18 protein-coding genes are annotated in these 19,959 nt (G+C 72.8%); 1 reads left to right on the plus strand and 17 read right to left on the minus strand.

Annotation, left to right across the window (positions count from 1 at the left end; genetic code table 11):
* Nucleotides 1–92: 92 nt before the first annotated feature.
* From ACIPFH_RS21385 to ACIPFH_RS21460, 16 genes are all read right to left on the minus strand, one after another.
* On the minus strand, nt 93–770 hold the full coding sequence (locus tag ACIPFH_RS21385) for a response regulator (protein ID WP_401828446.1): 678 nt from the start codon (nt 768–770) through the stop codon (nt 93–95).
* Nucleotides 767–2,230: a sensor histidine kinase gene (locus ACIPFH_RS21390; protein ID WP_401828448.1), complete on the minus strand. Its 1,464-nt coding sequence runs from the start codon at nt 2,228–2,230 to the stop codon at nt 767–769. Before ACIPFH_RS21390 ends, ACIPFH_RS21385 begins: the two co-directional genes overlap by 4 nt.
* Before the next feature lie 10 nt (nt 2,231–2,240).
* Nucleotides 2,241–3,506 (minus strand): acyltransferase, encoded by a 1,266-nt coding sequence (locus ACIPFH_RS21395; protein ID WP_401828449.1) that lies wholly within the window; start codon nt 3,504–3,506, stop codon nt 2,241–2,243.
* A gap of 67 nt (nt 3,507–3,573) precedes the next feature.
* Nucleotides 3,574–4,503, minus strand: a complete 930-nt coding sequence (locus ACIPFH_RS21400; RefSeq protein ID WP_401829218.1) for an alpha/beta hydrolase — start codon at nt 4,501–4,503, stop codon at nt 3,574–3,576.
* Between the two features lie 335 nt (nt 4,504–4,838).
* Nucleotides 4,839–5,723 carry an alpha/beta hydrolase gene (locus tag ACIPFH_RS21405; RefSeq protein ID WP_401828451.1) on the minus strand — a complete coding sequence of 295 codons (885 nt, stop codon included), beginning with the start codon at nt 5,721–5,723 and terminating at the stop codon, nt 4,839–4,841.
* 309 nt (nt 5,724–6,032) lie between these two features.
* Complete coding sequence (gene kynU, locus ACIPFH_RS21410) at nt 6,033–7,235, minus strand: kynureninase (protein ID WP_401828453.1); 1,203 nt, start codon at nt 7,233–7,235, stop codon at nt 6,033–6,035.
* Nucleotides 7,228–8,073 (minus strand): tryptophan 2,3-dioxygenase family protein, encoded by an 846-nt coding sequence (locus ACIPFH_RS21415; RefSeq protein WP_356254726.1) that lies wholly within the window; start codon nt 8,071–8,073, stop codon nt 7,228–7,230. Before ACIPFH_RS21415 ends, kynU begins: the two co-directional genes overlap by 8 nt.
* A gap of 159 nt (nt 8,074–8,232) precedes the next feature.
* Entirely contained in the window at nt 8,233–8,646 is a 414-nt protein-coding gene (locus tag ACIPFH_RS21420) for a DUF3151 domain-containing protein (RefSeq protein ID WP_401828455.1), read from the minus strand.
* Nucleotides 8,647–9,133: 487 nt separating this feature from the next.
* Nucleotides 9,134–10,714 carry an MFS transporter gene (locus ACIPFH_RS21425; RefSeq protein ID WP_401828457.1) on the minus strand — a complete coding sequence of 527 codons (1,581 nt, stop codon included), beginning with the start codon at nt 10,712–10,714 and terminating at the stop codon, nt 9,134–9,136.
* A 104-nt stretch (nt 10,715–10,818) separates the two neighbouring features.
* The gene (fbaA, locus tag ACIPFH_RS21430; protein ID WP_401828458.1) at nt 10,819–11,850 is read right to left on the minus strand and encodes a class II fructose-bisphosphate aldolase; all 1,032 of its coding nucleotides are present in this window, start codon (nt 11,848–11,850) and stop codon (nt 10,819–10,821) included.
* 165 nt (nt 11,851–12,015) lie between these two features.
* On the minus strand, nt 12,016–12,564 hold the full coding sequence (pyrE, locus tag ACIPFH_RS21435; RefSeq protein ID WP_356254714.1) for an orotate phosphoribosyltransferase: 549 nt from the start codon (nt 12,562–12,564) through the stop codon (nt 12,016–12,018).
* A 48-nt stretch (nt 12,565–12,612) separates the two neighbouring features.
* Entirely contained in the window at nt 12,613–13,419 is an 807-nt protein-coding gene (locus ACIPFH_RS21440) for an aldose 1-epimerase (protein WP_401828460.1), read from the minus strand.
* A gap of 192 nt (nt 13,420–13,611) precedes the next feature.
* Nucleotides 13,612–14,526 (minus strand): SRPBCC domain-containing protein, encoded by a 915-nt coding sequence (locus ACIPFH_RS21445; protein WP_401828461.1) that lies wholly within the window; start codon nt 14,524–14,526, stop codon nt 13,612–13,614.
* Between the two features lie 345 nt (nt 14,527–14,871).
* Nucleotides 14,872–16,521: a polyamine aminopropyltransferase gene (locus ACIPFH_RS21450; RefSeq protein WP_401828463.1), complete on the minus strand. Its 1,650-nt coding sequence runs from the start codon at nt 16,519–16,521 to the stop codon at nt 14,872–14,874.
* Nucleotides 16,522–16,616: 95 nt separating this feature from the next.
* Nucleotides 16,617–17,174: a DUF2617 family protein gene (locus ACIPFH_RS21455; RefSeq protein WP_401828464.1), complete on the minus strand. Its 558-nt coding sequence runs from the start codon at nt 17,172–17,174 to the stop codon at nt 16,617–16,619.
* Between the two features lie 410 nt (nt 17,175–17,584).
* Nucleotides 17,585–17,881 (minus strand): hypothetical protein, encoded by a 297-nt coding sequence (locus ACIPFH_RS21460; RefSeq protein ID WP_401828466.1) that lies wholly within the window; start codon nt 17,879–17,881, stop codon nt 17,585–17,587.
* A 140-nt stretch (nt 17,882–18,021) separates the two neighbouring features.
* Between ACIPFH_RS21460 and ACIPFH_RS21465 the strand changes: the two genes are divergently transcribed.
* Entirely contained in the window at nt 18,022–19,218 is a 1,197-nt protein-coding gene (locus ACIPFH_RS21465; RefSeq protein WP_401828468.1) for a pyridoxal phosphate-dependent aminotransferase, read from the plus strand.
* A 119-nt stretch (nt 19,219–19,337) separates the two neighbouring features.
* Here the strand turns inward: ACIPFH_RS21465 and ACIPFH_RS21470 are convergent, their stop codons facing one another.
* The gene (locus ACIPFH_RS21470; RefSeq protein WP_401828470.1) at nt 19,338–19,901 is read right to left on the minus strand and encodes a YbjN domain-containing protein; all 564 of its coding nucleotides are present in this window, start codon (nt 19,899–19,901) and stop codon (nt 19,338–19,340) included.
* Between the last annotated feature and the right edge of the window lie 58 nt (nt 19,902–19,959).

Consider the following 19,959-nt stretch of genomic DNA (forward strand, 5'->3'; position numbering starts at 1 on the left):
GAAGGGGCCTCGGTCGTCACCAGTGAGAAGGGTTCCGTCGGATCCCTCTCAAGTACTACGGGTCGGAGGAGGAGCCGTCGGGGAACCACCGCTCAGTACCCCGCCGGTCTCACCAGCCCCGATTCGTACGCGAGCACGGCCGCCTGGGTGCGGTCCCGCAGCCCCAGTTTCGTCAGGATGCGGCCCACGTGCGTCTTCACGGTCTGCTCGGCGACGAACAGGTGGTCGGCGATCTCCGCGTTGGACAGGCCCTGCGCGATCAGCGTGAGCACCTCCGTCTCGCGTTCGGTGAGGTCGCCGACTCGCTCCTTCAACGGAGCTCTGGGCCTGCCGTCGAGGCGGGAGAACTCGGCGATCAGCTTCCGGGTGATGACGGGCGCGAGCAGGGCGTCGCCGGCCGCCACCACCCGGACCGCCTCGGCGAGCTGGTCCGCGGACGCGTCCTTCAGCAGGAACCCGGACGCCCCGGCCCGCAGCGCGTCGTACACGTACTCGTCGAGATCGAAGGTGGTGAGCACCAGCACCTTGATGTGGGGGTGCGTGAGGGTGATGCGGCTCGTGGCGTCGATGCCACCGAGCTCGGGCATGCGGATGTCCATCAGAACGACGTCCGGATCGAGTTCGGCGACCTTCGCGACGGCGTCCAGACCGTGCACCGCCTGTCCGATCACCTCGATACCCGGATGGGCGTTGAGCAGCACGGTGAAGCCCTGCCGGACCATCTCCTGGTCGTCGGCGATCAGTACGCGGATGGTACCGGCGGTCGTCATCGGTTTCCTTTTTCTGTCGGGGGCCGAACGCCCGGGTACTCCGGGTCGTCCCGGTCGTCCCGGTCGTCCGGGAAGACGAGTTCGAGGCCGTCCGGGATGCCGGGACCGGCGGAGTCGTCGAGGTCGGCCGGGTCGTCGTAGGGGCCCGAGCCGCCGCGGGGTGTCGCCGCGCCGTCCCTCGGGAGGAACGCCGAGACCGCGAAACCGCCGTGCAGGGTCGGGTACGCGCTGACGTGGCCGCCCAGCATCACCGCTCGCTCACGCATCCCGAGCAGCCCGTGCCCCGCTCCGGGGGAGGGCGGTGCGGGTTCGCGCGGGCGGGAGTTGTTGACCTCCAGGTGCAGACCCCGCTCATGGTGGGTGACCTCCACCCGCACCCGTGAACCCGGCGCGTGCCTCAGGGCGTTGCTGAGCGCCTCCTGCACTATCCGGTACGCCGACAGCTGCACTCCCGGCGGATACACGGGAGCCTCGCCCTCGATCCTGGCGACCACGTCCAGCCCCGCGGCGCGGGTGTTCTCCATGAGGGCGTCGAGCCGGTCCAGCGTGGGCTGCGGGGTGTCCGGGGCGGCTCCGGTGCCGGCCGCCCCGAGGCCGTAGGGGTCCTCGGGGTTCTCCGAGCGCAGCACCCCGAGCACCCGGCGCAGTTCGGTGAGCGCCTCCACGGCGTTCTGCCGGATACCGGCGAGGTTCTCCTTCAGCTCCTCGGAGGGGTTCTCCACCAGGTGAGGGGCGACCTGGGCCTGGATGGAGATCACGGACATGTGGTGGGCGACCACGTCGTGCAGCTCGCGCGCGATCCGGCTGCGCTCCTCGAGCACGGTGCGGCGGGCACGTTCCTCGGCGGTGATGGTCTCCTGCTCGACGAGCCGGGTGCGGGCCTCGCGGCGGCCGCGCAGGGCGCTGCCGAGGAGCACCACGACCGCGAACACGATCAGCGCCGCAGGACCGCTCGGCGCGTAGTTGGCAGCGCCGACAAGCCCTTCCAGGACGTAGGTGACCAGCGCGGTAATGCCCAGCGCCGCCACGGAGGCGCGGGTGGGCAGGCGCAGCGACAACAGGAGCAGCACCATGGCGTGGGCGATCAGACCGGGTACGCCCCAGGGCCAGGAGGCGGCGGGCTCGGCCTGGCCCGACATCAGTTGGGAACGGGCGCCCAGGGCCACGACCACCGTGACCGTCGTCGAGAGCCACCACGCCGGAACCGGCCGCCACAGGGCCAGCACCAGCGCCGCGCCCTGTGCGACGGAGCAGGACAGGGCGTAGCCGGCACCCTGACGGTATTCGTCGGTGATCTGAGCCACGTCGGCCAGCACGACGGCGATGCCGACCAGCATCGCGTGCCAGTGCGGCAGGCGGCGCAGCAGCACGAACGGCGGCAACGGTGCCAACCGGATCGTCCACAGGTCGTCCCGCAGCGCCCGCAGGCCCCTGGTCAGCCACTCCCCCACGCCGTTCATCCGCACCACCCTAGACACGCCGCGTCTCCCGCGGCCCCGGTGTTTTCCCACGGTGTCCGACGCGCACCACGCGTGACCCGCCCGGCTCTCTGCGCACGCGCCGCCCTCCGCCGCTCTCGAAGCCGTGGAACGCCGCCCAGCACACCCCCAGTACGAGGGCGAAGACGGGCAGCCACAGCAGTCGGGCCGCCACCCAGTCCAGCCCGTCGGGGACCGTGTGCAGGCCGGGGAGACGGCCCGCGAACAGGCCGGTCGCGGTGGTCGCCATCATGGCCGTCTGATGCCAGAGGAACACCGTCATCGCCGAGAGGTTGACCAGCGCCACCGCCGCCCAGACCCGGGGCCCGCGCATGGCACGGCGCAGCCGGTCACGCAGCAACAGCGCCGCTCCGCACTGGGCGAGTCCGAAGGCGACGGCGGCCAGCGTCGGCGGGTTGAGGTTGGACACCGCCGCGCCCGGCACGCCCACCATCGACGCCGGATAGCCGGCCAAGCCGACGAGCAGCGCCGTGACCACCACCCCGCCGATCAGCAGGAGCCGCCCCGCGCGGGGTCGCTCCAGTTCGCCCCGGGTCCAGGCCGCGCCCACGGTGTACGGCACCAGCCAGCCCGCCGCCACGTTCACCCAGCCCAGCCAGGACGGGCCGCCCAGGCCGAAGCGCACCAGGTCCACATGGAGGACGACGGCCAGCGGCCACAGCGGGTTGAGCCTGACCAGCAGCGGGGTCGCCGCCGTCAGCACGGCGAAGACCAGCAGGAACCAGAGGGGGGACAACGCCAGCTTGACCACGGTGTGCACGGTGACGAAGGACGCGCCGCCGAGCAGGAGGCCGGCCGCGGCCACCGTCCACACCGCCAGCACGGCTGCCACCGGGACGAACAGCCGAGCCAGCCGGGTTCGCAGCCACGCGCCGTAGGTCCCGCCCCGCGCGCGGGCCGAGGCGAGGCTTCGGGTCGCCACATGACCGCCCACCATGAAGAACACCGCGAGGGTCTGGAACATCCACGACACCGGGGCGAGCCAGGGCATGGGCCCCAGCGGGCTCGCGGCCCGCAGGACTCCGCCGTCGGCGACGAGTGCCGTCACCAGCCAGTGGCCGAGGACGACACCGAGGATCGCCAGGGCGCGCAGGGCGTCCACGGCCCGGTCGCGCTGTGGGGGCGTGGCGGCGTCGATCCGGCCGACGGCCTGCCGGACCCCGAGCAACACCCGCCCCCGCGACCCACGCTCCCATGACCTACGCGCCGTTGACCCATGCACCGGTGACCCATGCATCGGTGACTCATGCACCGGTGACCCGGGTGCCCGTATCGCACGCCCCTGCGTCTCACGCTCCCGGGTCTCACGCACCGGTGACCTCCGAGGTCTCGCCGAGGACGATCCGGGCGATGTTGACCAGAGAGGCCGAGTCCGGCCTGAAGTAGTCGCTGTGGCCGCCGGATCCCGCCGCGAAGACGTGGGCGCCGAACGCCGGTGACAGGGGATCGGTGCCGAAGCCGACCGTCGTGCCGAACAGGTCGGCGCTGACGTGCGGAACGTCCGCCACCCAGTCGTCGGCGCCCCGGGCCGCCCAGATCCGCGCGCGGGTGCGCAGGTCCGCCGCCGCCTCCACGCCCGTGCCCGGGCTGCCGAGGAGGACGAGATCCGTCACGTCCAGGTGCGGGGCGGCACGGCCGCACACGACCGAGCCGTAGGAGTGGCACAGAAGGGTGACCCCGGTGCCCGAACCGGTGACGGCGCGCAGCTCGCGCAGGAACTCCCGCAGGTCCGGGGCCGCCTGGTCGGCGCGGTCCGGGGTGATCGCGGTGGTGCTGATCGTGCCGGGGGTGGTGTAGCCGAGCCAGGCCACCACCGCCGTACGCGGGGACCCGGCCTGCCGGACGAGCCGGTGGTGCAGTGCGGCCGCTCCCGCGCGGAAGCGTTCGTAGGTGTCCAGCGAGGTGTCGGAGCCCGGTACGAGGACGGCGACACGGTCGGCGTGGGCGAGGTCTCCGAACACCTCGACCGCCCGGCCGGAACCCCGGCCGTCGAAGGACAGCAGCCTGCGGGACGGGGCGGCCAGCGCCCGGTCCGCGGCGGCACGGTGGCGGTCCCCGTGGGCGGCGGCCATCCGGGACGACAGCGCGGCGTTGGCCCGGTTGGCGGTGTACGCCTCCTCCAGCGTCGCCGCCGCCACCGGGCCGAGAGCGGCGGGAGCCGGGGCCGGGATCCGCGGCCGGGCCGCCGCTGCCGTGAGGGGGACGACCACGGCGGCGGTGACGAGGACGGCCAGCAGAACGCGGACCCAGCGCCGCCCCTGGAGCGCTCCACCGTCACGACTCCGCCCCCGGGGCGCTCCACCGTCACGGCTCCGGTCCCGGGGCACTGCCCCTCCACGTCGCCGATCCCGTCCTGTCTCCCCCGAACGACGCCATCGCCCTCGAGAACGAACCTCCGCCATCCCGACCCCTCCCCCGCCAGTACGCCCGGCCATCGGGCCTGTCTGGCTTGGAAGTTACGGATCCGCGCTCGTCGTTCGCGTCCCACTGGGGAGCTCTTCTCCGACGTAGCTCTCAGGTACTACGGGTACGACTCAAGGGACTTCACCCCGCCGAACCGGGGCCACGGCTACCACGCGAGCTGTGCGATCTCCTCCGCCACCACCGCACACGCGTCCGCCGCCGGGTCGATCAGCGGGAAGTGGCCGACGTCCTCCAACAGGGTCAGGCCCACCACCTCCCCCGCCTTGGCCGCCGCGTCCGCGTACGCCTCGGCGACCGCCTGCGGGACGACCAGGTCGGTGCGGCCCTGGACCAGGGTCGTCGCGACGCCGGTCGGCAACAGCAGCGCAGGGTCGGCGTAGGGCCGCCGTTCCTCGAACTTCTCCTTGCCACCGAGGAGTTGATCGGCCGCGCCACCACACACATCGAGCTTCCCGGCGACCTCGAAGTCGGCGATCGGGGCCAGTGCGACGACGCCTCGGAGCGAGGCCGAGCCCCCGGTGCGCCAGGGCGCGTCGGCGGGCAGGACATGCCGGGCCGCCGCCCACAGGGCGAGGTGGCCGCCCGCCGAGTGGCCGGTGAGCACCGTGCGGCGCGCGTCGGCCTGCGGCACGGCCTCCCGGACCAGGGCGGGGAGCGCGTCGAGGGCCGCGGCGATGTCGTCGAAGGTCTCCGGCCAGCGTCCCGCGATCGGGGATGTCCCCTCCGGGGCCGGGCTCCCGGCGCCCCGCCGGTACTCCACATTGGCCACGGCGAACCCGCGCTGGGCCAGGTAGTCCGCGAACGGCGTGATGTGCCGCCGGTCGTACGGCGCCCGCCAGGCGCCGCCGTGCAGCACGACGACGAGCGGGACGGGACCGCCCGGGCCCACCTGCGTGCGCGGGACGTAGAAGTCGATCACCTGGTCGGGGTGATCGCCGTACGCGGTGGTGACGTCGGGCTCGACGGGCGGATGCGCGAAGGCCGACGCCTCCTCGGCGGCGGCCCGGGCTTCGACAACGTCGTCCGGCATGCTCCAACCTCTCAGCGGCGAAACGGATTTGGCGGACCAGGAGAGAATTCGGCCGTTGGCCGGGACGCTATCAGGCCCGTGACGTGCGCGGACACGCGGATGTCACGCTCGGTGAGAGGTAAACGGTTCTGCTCTTCCGTCGCCCCGGCAGGCCCGCCCGCCGGGAAACCCCCTGGGCGTACCCCTAGGTACGCCCGGGAGACCCGGCCGGTTCAGCCGACCGGGTCAGTCCACCAGGTCAGCGCGGTTCCTTCGCGCGGACGCACCACGCGGACGCACCACAGACGCGGCGCAGAACCGCGCAGAACCTCAGCGCAGTTCCTCCGCCAGCACCCGCGCCGCCCGCTCGACGTCCGCGAACCCCACGTACAGCGGGGTGAAGCCGAAGCGGAGGACGTCCGGGCGGCGGAAGTCGCCGACGATCCCGCGCCCGATCAGCCGTTCCATGACCTCGCCGGCATCCTCGCAGCGCAGCGCCACCTGGCTGCCGCGCTCCTCGTGGCGCACCGGAGTCAGCGACTCGACCCGCCCCTCGGGGACGTACGCGGCGACGCATTCCAGGAAGAAGTCCGTCAGGGCCAACGACTTCGCCCGCACCGCCTCGACCGGGACGCCGTCCCAGACCTCGAGTGCCGCCTCCAGGGCGAGCATGGACAGGATGTCCGGGGTGCCGACCCGCCCCCGCCGCGCACCGGTCGCCGGCTCGTACGTCCCGCGCATGCCGAAGGGCTCGGCGTGCGAGTTCCAGCCGGGCAGCGGCGAGTCGAAACGGTCCTGGAGGCCGCTGCGGACGTACAGATACGCCGGTGAACCCGGGCCGCCGTTCAGGTACTTGTAGGTGCAGCCGACCGCGAGGTCCACGCCGTGTTCGTCGAGACCGACGGGCAGGGCGCCCGCGCTGTGGCACAGGTCCCAGACGGCGATCGCACCCGCCTCGTGCACGGCGGCGGTGAGCGACGGCAGGTCGTGCAGCCGCCCGGTGCGGTAGTCGACGTGGTTGAGCAGTACGGCGGCCGTGCGCTCCGACAGCGCGTCCGGCACCTCGCCCGGTGTCACCGGGCGCAGGGTGTGGCCGGTGAGGCGGGCCGCGGACTCGGCGATGTAACCGTCCGTGGGGAAGGTCGTCGCGTCGACGAGGATCTCGTCCCGCGCGCCGTCCACCAGGCGTACCGCGCCCACCAGTGCCTTGAAAACGTTGACACTCGTCGAGTCGCCGACCACGATCTGCCCGGCCGCCGCACCCACCAGCGGGGCGATCCGATCGCCGATCCGCTCGGGCGCCGTCCACCAGCCGCTCTCGTCCCAGGAACGGATCTTCAGCGCGCCCCACTGACGCCGTACGACGTCCTCGACTTGCCCGGGGACGGATCGCGGCAGCGCGCCCAGCGAGTTGCCGTCGAGGTAGACGCCGTCGTCGAGGAGGAACTGGGCGCGCTTGCCCGCCAGCTCGTCGCCGCCGTCCAACTCCTTTGCCTTGACGCCGAGTTGCCCGAAGTCGAGTCGCTCAGACATGGGACCTGGCCGTCCACAGCTCGGGAAACACGTTCTTCTGCGCGCGCTTCTCCAGCCAGGCAACCCCGGCCGAGCCGCCCGTGCCCGCCTTGGCGCCCATCGCGCGGCGGGTGGCGACGAGGTGGTCGTTGCGCCAGCGCCACACCAGCTCGGCGACGTCCGTCAGGGCCTCGCCGAGGCGCGCTATCTCGTCACCCTCGTCACCCGAGTACACGGCCGTCCAGACCGCCTCGACCTCCGCCGAGGGCTCGTGGCGCCGCGAGATGTCACGCTCCAGGACGGACGGCGGGATCGCGTGACCGCGCCGGGCCAGCAGCCGCAGCACCTCGTCGTACAGGCTCGGCTCGTGCAGCGCCTTCTCCAGTTCCGCGTGGACGCGGGGCGCGCCGCGGTGCGGGACCAGCATGGACGCGGACTTCTCACCGAGCAGGAACTCCATGCGACGGTACATCGCCGACTGGAAGCCGGAGCCCTCGCCGAGCGCGGAGCGGTACGAGTTGAACTGGGCCGGGGTCAGCTGCCCGAGCGGCCGCCAGGACGCGTTCAGGGCGTCCAGTTCTCGGACGGAACGCTTCAGCGCGTCGATCGCCACCGGCACCCGGTCCTGGCGGAGCGCCTGCGCGGCGGTCTCCCACTCGTGCACGATGACCGTGAACCACAGCTCCATCACCTGGGTCGTGACCAGGAAGACCATCTCTCCGGGATCGTCGGAGAGGGTGTGCTGGAGGTGGGTGAGCACGTCCGCCTTGACGTAGTCCTCGTACGGAGTCGTACCTGCGAAGTCGAGATGCGGGGTCTCGGGCTCCGAAGCCTCTTGAGGCTGAGCCTGCTGGGACATCGCTGTCTCCTGTTGTACTCCGGGTAGCGGTCCGCCCCTGCCGTTACCGACACGGGGGCCCCGGTCCCCACCGGCACATAGTGCGCAATGCCGACCGGTAAACGCAAGGCCCGCCTGGGTCACACCAGACGGGCCTCGGAAGAACACGCAGGTGAACGGCTATCCCAGGGTCTGGGCCGCCGTGGGCGAGGAGTCCTTCAGGAACTGCGAGCAGCGCTCCCACTCCTCCTGCTCCCCGATCGCCTGCGCGGCGCGGGCGAGGCCGTGCAGGGCGCGCAGGAAGCCACGGTTCGGTTCGTGCTCCCACGGCACCGGGCCGTGGCCCTTCCAGCCGTTGCGGCGCAGGCTGTCCAGGCCGCGGTGGTACCCCGTACGGGCGTACGCGTACGACTCCACCACGCTGCCCCGCTCGAACGCGTCGTCGGCGAGCTGGGCCCAGGCCAGCGAGGACGTCGGGTACTTCGCGGCGACATCGGCGGGCGCCGTGCCGTTCGCGAGGAGCTCGCGCGGCTCGGGGTCGTCGGGGAGGTGGGTCGGGGGCGGTCCCCCGAGGAGGTTTTCGTGAATGGACATGCGTCCAGTCTGCGCCATCCGCGGGCCCTCGGCCCCGCTCGCCCGGGAAACCCGGGCGGCCGTGCCCCAGGACCTGTTCCCAGGACTTCTCCGCAGGATTCGATCGGGGTCGCGCAACCTGTCCCCAGGGCCTGCCCGACGTCGCGCAACCCGCACGGGAGCCCGCCCGAGGCGCGCAACCCGCAACCGGCGCATGCCCGACGTCGCGCAACCCACCACCGGAGCCCGCCCGACGTCGCGCAACCGTCACCACAGCCCGCCCGACGTCGCGCAACCCGCAACCGGCGCATGCCCGAGAACGCGGAACCCGCAACCGGCGCATGCCCGACGTCGCGCAACCCGCAACCGCAGCCCGCCCGAGGCGCGCAACCCACCACCGGAGCCCGCCCGACGTCGCGCAACCGTCACCACAGCCCGCCCGACGTCGCGCAACCCGCCATCGCAGCCTGCTCGACGTCGCGCAACCCGCACCCAGGCCTGTCCGAGGTCAGGCGTCCAGGCGTCCCTTCGCGCGTGCTCCCTCCAGCGGTGGCGCCAGGACGCTGCCGTGCGTCCTGCACTCGGGCCTGCGGCAGCCCGGGGCCGGGCGGCGTACCGTCGCGAAGGCGACCACCGCGCCCAGTACGAGCACTCCGGCGCACAGCACCATCGCCCGCCCGAAAGCGTCGTCGAACGCGGTTGCCGAGCGGTACGCCTCCGCGCTCATGCCGGTCAGCAGCGGCAGCGCCGCAACGGCCACGAGACCGGCCGCGCGGGCCGCCGCGTTGTTGACGCCGCTGGCCACACCGGCCCGGGACACGTCCACGGAGGCCAGGACGGTCGCGGTGAGCGGGGCGACCAGCGCGACCATGCCGCAGCCCAGGACCAGGACGGCGGGCAGGACGTCGGCGGCGTAGGACGCGCCGGGCCCGACGCGCAGCATCAGGAGCATCCCGGCGGCGCACAGCAGCGGACCGACGGTGAGCGGGATCCGCGGCCCGATGTGCTCGGCCAGTTCGCCGGAGCGGGCGGACAGCAGCAGCATCAGCACGGTCGTCGGCAGCAGCGCGGTACCCGCGCCGAGGGCGGACCAGCCGACCACTACCTGGAGCTGGACCGCGGACAGGAAGAAGAAGCCGCCGAAGGCCGCGTACACGCACAGGGTGACGAGGTTGACGGCCGTGAACTGGCGGGACGCGAAGATGCCCAGCGGCAGCATCGGGTCCGGGCTGCGGCGCTCCACCGCCACGAAGGCGACGCCGGCCGCCACCCCCGCGACCGCCACCCCCGTGACGACCCCTACGGGCCCGCTCGGGGCCTGGATCAGCGCGTACGTGACGAGGGCGAGCGCCAGCGCGCCCAGGAAGGCGCCGAGCACGTCGAAGTGGTTGTGCGTGCGCACATGCGGATGGCCTTTCCCGCCCTCGGCGGCGCCCTCGGCGGCACTCTCGGCGGCACTACCGGTCGCGCTCCCGGTCGCGCTCTCCGTCGCGCCCGAGCGGAGGGGCCGCCCGTCCGACTCCGGCACGTGCCGCAGCGCCACCGGCACGCACACCGCCGCCAGCGGCACGTTCAGCAGGAACACCCACCGCCAGCCCGGGCCGTCCACCAGCCAGCCGCCCAGGAACGGCCCCACGGCCGCCCCCATGCCGCCGAACCCGGACCACAGGCCCACCGCCCGCCCCCGGTCGTCGGGGTGGAAGGAGGCCTGGATGAGCGCGAGGGAACCCGGCGTGAGGAGCGCGCCGCCGACCCCCTGCAACGCCCGCGCGGCGATCAGCACGCCCGCGTTCGGGGCGATCCCGCACAGCAGCGAGGCGGCGGCGAACCACACCACCCCGACCACGAACACCTTCCGGCGTCCGTAGTGGTCCCCCAGGGAGCCGCCGAGCAGGATGAGCCCGGCGAGCGTCAGCAGATACGCGTTCACGGTCCACTGGAGGGCCGCCAGGTCGGCGTCCAGGTCGCGGCCGATGCGCGGGAGGGCGACGTTGACGACGGTCGAGTCCAGCAGGGCCATGCTGGAGCCGAGCACGGTGGTGAGCAGGATCCACTTGCCCCGGGGCGAGGCCAACCGGACATCGGGCATGTCCCAGGTATACAGCGAGCCCGGCGCCGTAGACAGACGCCGGGCTCACCCGTACCCGTAGTACTCCCGGGTACCTCTGAGGGTCACCCGGTACCGCTCCGGGGTTACTTGATCTTCTGGCCCGCCGAACGCAGGTGCTGCGTGGCCTCGGTGACACGCGCGGCCATGCCCGCCTCGGCCAGCTTGCCCCAGGTCCGCGGGTCGTAGGTCTTCTTGGAGCCGACCTCGCCGTCGACCTTCAGGACGCCGTCGTAGTTGCGGAACATGTGGTCGGCCACGGGACGCGTGAAGGCGTACTGCGTGTCCGTGTCGAGGTTCATCTTGACGACGCCGTTGTCCAGCGCCGTCGCGATCTCCTCCGCCGTGGAGCCGGAACCGCCGTGGAAGACGAAGTCGAACGGCTGCGAGCCGGCCGGCTTGCCGTACTTCGCGGCGATGCCCTCGTTCAGCTCCTTGAGCAGGTCGGGGCGGAGCACGACGTTGCCCGGCTTGTAGACACCGTGGACGTTGCCGAAGGACGCGGCCAGCAGGTAGCGGCCCTTCTCGCCCAGGCCGAGCGCCTCGACGGTGCGCACCGCGTCGTCGACCGTCGTGTACAGGGAGTCGTTGATCTCGTGCGAGACGCCGTCCTCCTCGCCGCCGGTCGGGGTGATCTCCACCTCGAGGATGATCTTCGCGGCGCGGGCGCGCTCCAGCAGCTCCTGCGCGATGGCGAGGTTGTCGGCGAGGGTCTCGGCCGAGCCGTCCCACATGTGCGACTGGAAGAGCGGGTTGCGGCCGGCCTTCACCCGCTCCTCGGAGACCGCGAGCAGCGGACGTACGTACCCGTCGAGCTTGTCCTTCGGGCAGTGGTCGGTGTGCAGGGCGACGGTGACCGGGTACTTCTCGGCGACGATGTGCGCGAACTCGGCGAGGGCCACGGAGCCCGTCACCATGTCCTTGCTGTACTGGCCGCCCAGGAACTCGGCGCCACCCGTGGAGATCTGGATGATGCCGTCGCTCTCCGCCTCGGCGAAGCCGCGCAGAGCCGCGTGCAGGGTCTGGGTCGAGGTGACGTTGATGGCCGGGTAGGCGAACTTGCCTGCCTTCGCCCGGTCGAGCATCTCGTTGTAGACCTCGGGGGTTGCGATGGGCATCTGTCCGCTCCTTGGTATCTGCGGGTTGGCGATCTGTCGATCTGCGTACTACGGCCCTGACCTAGACCTGGGGTGCGACGTCATCGTCGTCCCCATCTTTCCAGACATGCGCGAATGGTCCACGCCTGGTCCACACGCCGGTCAAGTGCAGGTCAAAGCGGCCCGTCAGTCCAGACCCAGTTCATCCTTCGAGAAGGCGAACAGGTACGGCACGCCCGCGCCCTCGCGGATCTTCTCGTCGGCGCCGGTCGCCCGGTCCACGATCGTCGCCACCGCGACGACCTCGGCGCCCGCCTCGCGCACGGCCTCCACGGCGGCGAGCGGCGAACCGCCGGTGGTGGAGGTGTCCTCGACGACCAGGACGCGCCGGCCCTTGATCTCCGGGCCCTCGACCCGCCGCTGGAGCCCGTGCGCCTTCGCCGCCTTGCGTACGACGAAGGCGTCCAGCCGCCGGCCGCGAGCGGCGGCCGCGTGCAGCATGGCGCCGGCCACCGGGTCGGCGCCCATGGTCAGACCGCCCACCGCGTCGAAGTCGAGCTCGGCGGTCAGGTCGAGCAGCACCTGCCCGACCAGCGGCGCGGCCTCCCCGTCGAGGGTGATGCGGCGGAGGTCGACGTAGTAGTCGGCCTCCAGACCCGACGACAGGGTCACCTTGCCGTGCACCACGGCCTTGTCCTTGATCTGTTGCAGCAGCGCGCCACGTACGTCCGTCATGCCCCTCAGCTTAGAGGCGAAGCCCGGAGGGGGAATCCGAGCCGAAGCTCAGAGCCGGGTCCAGCGCCAGGTGGTGTCGGCCTCCAGCGGTTCCAGGGGCGTGACCAGGCGCGGAAGCGTGTTCAGTCCGTTGGGCGGGCCGGTCTGCGGCTCCACGCACACGGCCGCCTCCTGCTCGTCGTAGATGACGACCCACTCCTCGGAGCTGGTCACCGTCAGCGCCAGCCGGCCGGGCCAGGTGAGGCCGACGTCGACACCGCCGGGCATGCCGAAGCAGTCGTCCCAGGGGCCGGCCTTCGGCGCGATGCGGTTGCCGGTCGGCAGATGGTCGTCGCCGCGCTCCTCCTGCCACCCGGGCTGGAAGGAGATCCGCACGTCCTGGCCCTCCTCGCCGCCCGGGCCGCCCAGGTTGCGGTTGAACCAGGGGTGCCAGCCGATCTGCGCCGGGAAGGACGAGTCGTAGGTCTCGACGGCCATCGCGAGGGTCAGGGCGTCCTCGGCCAGCGTGAACACCTGGGTGACCAGACCGGCGAAGGGCCAGGGCGCCACCAGCTCGTACGTCAGCACGGCCTCGCCGGCCGTCCGCCGCGCCACCTTCCAGGCACCGTCGCGGACGGTGCCGTGGATGGCGTTCGGCGCGGCGTTGAGCGGCATCTGGTGGACGTCCCCGCCGTCCCGGAAGCGGCCGTCGCGGATCCTGCCGCACCAGGGGACCATCGGGAAGCAGCCGAAGCGTTCCCCCTGGCGCAGCAGTTCGAGGCCGCCGACGCGCAGCCCCCCGACCCGGCCGCCGTTGCCCGGCTGCACGGTCACCTCCGCGTCGCCCGCGGTCAGCGTGATGTCTTCGTCACTCACGGGACGACCCTACTGGGACGATCGGACCGGTGCGGTGGCGGTCCGGCCGAGACGCCGGGCGAAGAAACCGGGCCGCGTTGTCGGCCTCGAACGGGGCAGTTCGTGGTGCCTGCCCGAGAGGGTGGGCGCGGCCGGCCATCGCCGGGGCCTTCTTGTGGGTGCCGCCGCCGTGGCCGCCGTGCCCCGTCGGCCTCAGCCGCGTCGGCGCAGCGCCCTGCCCACCACGATCGCCGAGGCCACGACCAGCGCGGCAGCCGGAGCGGCCCACCGCAGCGTGCTGTTCGGTACGACGGTCTGCGGGGCCGGGACCGGCGCGTAGCGCCCGCGCGGCGGGGCGTGGTCCACCTCCTCGGCGCTGCGCCCGATCATCGTCCGGCGGGCGTGCGCGGCCTCCGCGGGCGGCTCCGCGGGCCCCGTGAGGTCGTCGAGCCCGGCGGCGGAAACCTCCGCCTCGAAGACGGACGCGGGGGTCGACGAGTCGTCGACGTCGTCCACGTCGTCCACCTCGTTCACGTCGTCCACGTCAACGGCGTCGTCCACCTCGTCCACGTCGTCCACCTCGTTCACGTCGTCCACGTCGTCCACGTCGTCCACGTCAACGGCGTCGTCCACCTCATCGGCGGTTTCGGCGCCCGCGCCCGGGTCCTCCTCCGCCGCGGTTTCGGCGGCTTCCGCCGTCTCCTGCGGGACCGCCGCCGCCAGGTTGACCGCGAAGCGGTTGAGCAGCCGGGAGACCGCCGAGTCCACCGCCTCGGACGGCAGCTCCGCGATCCGGCCGTCCGCCGACGCGGTCCCCTCGAAGCGGAGCGTGGAGCCGGCCTCGGCCTCCCGCAGCCGCAGCGTGAGGGCCAGTTTCACCACACCGCTGCCGCGCGCCTCGGTCGCGTCGCCCTCCACGGCGTAGGCACCGTCCTCGCGCGGGGAGACCCGTACGGCGCCCCGGTACGTGATGGTGTGGCCGCCGACCCGCACCTTCAGCCGGCCCGCGACGGGATCGGTGCCGACGTCCTGCTGGAGGCCGGGGACCGCCCGGGCCACCTGCGCGGGATCCGCGAGGGCCGCCCTCAACCGCTCGGCCGGAACCGGAACGAACACCTCTTGCTCCATGACAGCGGAGCCTACCCAGCGCTCACCGGAAAGCACCTGGCGAAACCGGGAATCGGCCCGGCGGGCCAGGGCCGGTGGTACACCCCGGCATCACCTCCGCACCACCTCGCCACCACCTCGGCACCGCCGAGATCCGGGCCCAGTACCCGCCCCAGCACCGCCGCGATCCAGGCCCAGCACCACCCCAGCCTGGCCTTCGTGACGGCCCGCCCGATCGCCCGCGCCGCCGGGTCCCGCCGGTTTCACCGGTTTCACCGGTTTCACCGACAGGCCGTCACGCGTGTCCGGGCCACGATCCCGCCCCGATCCCGCCCCGGCACACCGCTCACTACCACTCACCACCGCTCAGTACCGCGGATGCACCAGCGTCGAGGCCCGCAGACCCGCCACCCGGGTCCGCTCCGCCTCCCGCGCGTCCGCGGTCAGCTCCGCCTGGGTCAGGGTGCGAGGTGGGGGCTGCTGCCGGCCGAGGCGCAGCGGCGGGCGGGTGTCGACGCCGGCCAGGACGAACCCCCAGTCACGGGGCGCCCGGGAGGTGCCGGCGGTGCGGTCGGGGCCCGCGGTGAGGCCGGTGTCACGGCCGTCCACACGGTAGGAGGCGGTGTGCAGGCCGGCCGCGCGCATCGTCGCCTCGACCGTCCAGAACACGCGCGGCCGGGTGGCGACCGGGCCGGCGTGCACGACGAGGCGGCCGCCGGGTGCGAGAGCGCGGCGGGCGAGGCCGTAGAACTCCTGGGAGTAGAGCTTCGTGCTCGCCGTGATGCCGGGGTCGGGCAGATCCGCGACGACCACGTCGTACGTCGCCGGAGGGGCCCCGCGCAGCCACTGGAAGGCCTCCTCCGTGGCCACGTGGACGCGCGGGTCGCCGAAGGCGTGGCCGTTGAGACGGGACAGGGCCGGGTGGGTGCGGGCCAGCCGGACCAGGCCGGGGTCGAGTGCGACGACGTCGACGCGGCGCACTCCGGGGTGGCCGAGGGCCTCCCGGGCGGCCAGGCCGTCGCCGCCGCCGAGGATCAGCACACGCGCGTGCGGGCCGCTCATCGCGGGCTGGACCAGGGCCTCGTGATAGCGCCGTTCGTCGCGGCCCGCGAAGCGGAGGCGGCCGTCCAGGTAGAGGTCGAGGGGACGGCCGTCGGTGCCGCCGGTGAGGACGATCTCCTGGAGGCCGGTCCCCACCGCCACGCGCGCGTCGTCGCCGTACACCGCCTGCCGTGCCGCTCGTTCGAAGTCGTCGACGAGGACGGCCGCGGAGGCGAGGACGCCGAGGACCGTGATGTTGGCGACGAGCAGCAGGCAGCGGGCCCGGTAGGTGAGGTCGCGCCGGAAGAGGCCCAGGACCAGTGCGGCCCCGGCCACGACGTTGATCCCGCCGGTCAGCAGGGAGCTGGTCAGCTGGCCCAGGAACGGCAGCAGCAGGAAGGGGAAGGCGAGGCCGCCCACCAGCGCGCCCACGTAGTCCGCGGCGAACAGGTCGGCCACCGCGCCGCCCGCGTCCTGGCGGCGGACGCGCTGGATGAGTTCCATGAGGAGCGGAACCTCGGCGCCGATGAGCAGGCCGATGGCGAGGGAGAACGCGACGAGGAGGAAGCGGGGCCCGTCGGCCCACAGGCCGCCCCAGCCGCCCGTCCAGGCGAACACCGCGTACAGGGCCATGGCGCTGCACCCGCCGACCAGGGCGAGGGTCGCCTCCAGGGCGGCGAAGCCGGCCGCGGCGAACCGGCGCAGTCGTTTGGCCGCGAGGGAGCCGATGCCCATCGCGAAGACCATCACGGACAGCACGACGGAGGCCTGGGTGACGGAGTCGCCCATCAAGTAGGAGGCGAAGGCGACCAGTTCCAGTTCGTAGACGAGACCGCAGGCCGCGCAGACGAAGACGCACGCGAGGACCAGGAACCGCCCCGTGTCCGGTCGGACGGGGAGCCGCGCGGGCCCGTGCCGGGGCGGCTCCCGGTCCGGCCGGACACGGGGCGGGGCCGGCGCGTGCGGTTCGATCACAACTGCGACGTTACGTGACGACATGGGTGCCCTTCGTCACCCACACGTGTGGAATCCGAGGGCATCCGCATCCGGACGTTTGAGCCGCCGTCGCTTCAGCCCGCGCCGGCGGAAGCACTCGCGGGCAGGTCGACATCGCCCGGCCGCGCGCGCACCCCCACCCTCGTCCTGGTAGCCACCAGCTGGCCGTCCTGCGGGTAGGCATGCCAGGTGCGCCAGTGCACCTGGCCGTCGCCGCGGTGGGCGAGCAGGGCCGTGAAGGCGTGCGGGCTTCCGGGGAAGACACCGGCGAGGCCGTGCGGATGCTCGGAGACGAGGGCCAGGAGTTCCTGGGCGCGGGCCGCGAACTGGCCGGGCGAGAGCACCTCGACGCGGGCCGCGAACTCGTACTCCCAGTCGCCGACGCGCTTGGCGACGCCGAGCGGGAGCGGGGTGCTGCTGCCGGGGATGCAGGCCACCGTCTCCGAACAACAGCCGCCCTTTTCCGCCTCCAGCAGCACCTGGTGCGATGCGCCGAGCAGCCTCAACTGCATTTTGGCAGCGGACAGTTCGAGGTCGAGCGTGGCGAGGGCGGGCAGCGGCTCCCGCCCCAGGGCCCAGGCGAGGTCGGCCGCGCGCGTGTCGGTGTAGGAGGTGTTCAGGGTCGTGAGCATGGATCGGCTCCGCGGAGACGCAAAGAGAAGAGGGGGTAGGTCCGGCGCACCCCGGTCGAAGCCGGGAGAAGGCCCCGGTCAGCCCGGTCTGGGAAGGTCGTCCGCTCGGGACGTCCGAAAGGGTCCGAGGGGCTGCGTTGGTGGTTTAGAGGGAATCATGAACTGCGGTGGCTCCACAGCGTTTTTACCCAACTTCGTGCGGTTTCCATCCCCCGGGGGGTCCACAGCTCAACTGTTCAACCATGGCGTCCCCCAAGCGGCCCAGACGTGCATCCGCACGCCCCACATGAAAGGCGCGGGGGCGGGTATTCGCTCCGGCCGTCATGCGTGGTGCGACCGCGGAGCCCGTGGTCCGGGCGGGCCCCGCGGTCCGGATGCGGCTCCCCTGCGGGGAGCTCAGCTGCCCCGTGTCAGCTGCCTCCGCCGCCGCATCCGCCGCCTCCGCCGCAGGACGATCCGCCCCCGCAGGACGACCCTCCTCCGCAGGAGTGGCCTCCGTGGCCGCCGTGGCCGCCGCCGGAGCCGCTGTCGCCCCCGCCGGCCCACCAGCTGCCACCGCCTCCGCCGGCGGCGGCGCTCCCGCCGCCGCCGTATCGGCGTGACCGCCCGCCGCGGTACGACCTCTCGGCGCTGCGCCTGCGGACGTTGGCCACCATGGCCCCCACGAACGCGATTCCGACCACCGCCAGGATGATGCCGAAGACCATGGCGTCACCCTCCTTCCGTGTCCCCCGAAGCGGCCCCCCGTGGGCGCCTCGCACGGCGCCCGAGCGCCGCGTGAACGGGGGATGCCCGCCCGTCTCGACCGCCAAAGCAGAGTTGAGGAACTCCAGAGCTTCGGCGCAGGATGACGGGCATGACCTCCACCGCACGCCCCTTCCTCAACCGCCGTCTCGCCGAGTTCGGGACGACGATCTTCGCCGAGATGTCCGCCCTGGCCGCGGCGACCGGCTCGATCAACCTGGGGCAGGGTTTCCCCGACACCGACGGTCCCGAGGAGGTCCGCGAGGCAGCCGTGCGGGCGCTGCGGGACGGGCGCGGCAACCAGTACCCGCCGGGCCCCGGCGTCCCCGAGCTGCGCACGGCGATCGCCGACCACCAGCGCCGCCGCTACGGCCTCTCCTTCGACCCGGACACGGAGGTCCTGGTCACCGCGGGCGCCACGGAGGCCATCGCCGCCACCCTCCTGGCGCTGCTGGAGCCCGGTGACGAGGTCGTCGCCCTGGAGCCGTACTACGACTCCTACGCGGCCTGCATCGCGATGGCGGGCGCCGCGCGGGTGCCGGTCACCCTGCGCCCGGACCCCGAGCAGGCCCGTTTCCGCCTCGACCTGGACGAGTTGCGCGACGCGGTCACCGAGCGCACCCGGCTGCTGCTGATCAACACCCCGCACAACCCGACCGGCACGGTCCTCACCCGGGAGGAGCTGACGGCGATCGCCGAGTTGGCGGTGGAGCGGGACCTGCTCGTCGTGACGGACGAGGTGTACGAGCACCTGGTGTTCGACGAGGCCGAGCACGTGCCGCTGGCGACGCTGCCCGGGATGCGGGAGCGGACGGTCACCATCGGCAGCGCGGGCAAGACGTTCTCGTTCACCGGCTGGAAGGTCGGCTGGGTCACGGCGGCGCCCGGACTGGTCACGGCGGTGCGCTCGGCGAAGCAGTTCCTGACGTACGTGTCGTCCGGCCCGTTCCAGTACGCGGTCGCCGAGGCCCTGGCCCTGCCCGACACGTACTTCGACGCCTTCCGCGCGGACATGCTGGCCAAGCGCGACCTGCTGGCGGCGGGGCTCGCGGACGCGGGCTTCGCGGTCTTCCGCCCGGCCGGCACGTACTTCGTCACCACCGACATTCGCCCGCTCGGCGAGACCGACGGCTTCGCCTTCTGCCGCTCGCTTCCCGAGCGCGCGGGCGTGGTCGCCATCCCGAACGCCGTCTTCTACGACCACCGCGAGGCGGGCGCGCCGTTCGTACGGTTCGCGTTCTGCAAGCGGGTGGGCGTCCTGGAGGAGGCGGCGAGCCGCCTGAAGACACTGGCCGGCTGAGACGGGCCGGCCGGGACAGGCCGGAAAGCGGCGGGTCGACGGACCGGGCCGCACGCGAGCGGGCGCCCGTCCACAGGGTGTGGACGGGCGCCCGCTCGATGTATGGGCAGGTCGCGGACCTACTCGTCGTCCTCGGCCTTCTCGACGTTCTCGGCGCCGTCACCGGGCTCCTCGTCGGCGTCGTTGACCGCCGACTCCAGGCCCAGCTGCTCCACGAGCCACTTGTCGAACTCGATCGCCGCCCGCACCCAGCTCACCGTCGAGGAGACGAAGAGCTCGATGTTCACACCGGCGCCGATCAGCAGCTGCGCCTCGCCGATGAGGCGGACGGTGCCGTCGTCGTGGGTGTGGGTGTAGACCTTGGGCCACAGGGTGCGGCGGTTCCAGTCGTCGATCGACTCGAGCAGCTGCGCCTTGTCGTCGATCTTGTGCGGCCGGTCGAAGAACGTCCGCACCGAGTAGACCGCCTGGTCACCCTCGCCGCGGAACATGAAGTACGTACGGAACTCCTCCCACGGCGCCGCGAGGTCGCCCTCGTCGTCGACGACGTACTTCAGCTCCATCTGGTCGAGAAGCTGCTTCACGAGGTCCTGATCCGGGACGACGGGGCCCGCCGGTCCACCCTGGGGCTGCGGCTCCTGCTGGCCCCCGAAGTTCGGAATCGAGGACGGGTCGATGCTCACCGTGATTTTCCCTTCGTACGGATCCTGCCATCCTCCCCCATGCGGGGAGGGGGGTGGC

The organism is Streptomyces sp. NPDC088157 (assembly GCF_044741545.1).
Lineage (GTDB): Bacteria > Actinomycetota > Actinomycetes > Streptomycetales > Streptomycetaceae > Streptomyces.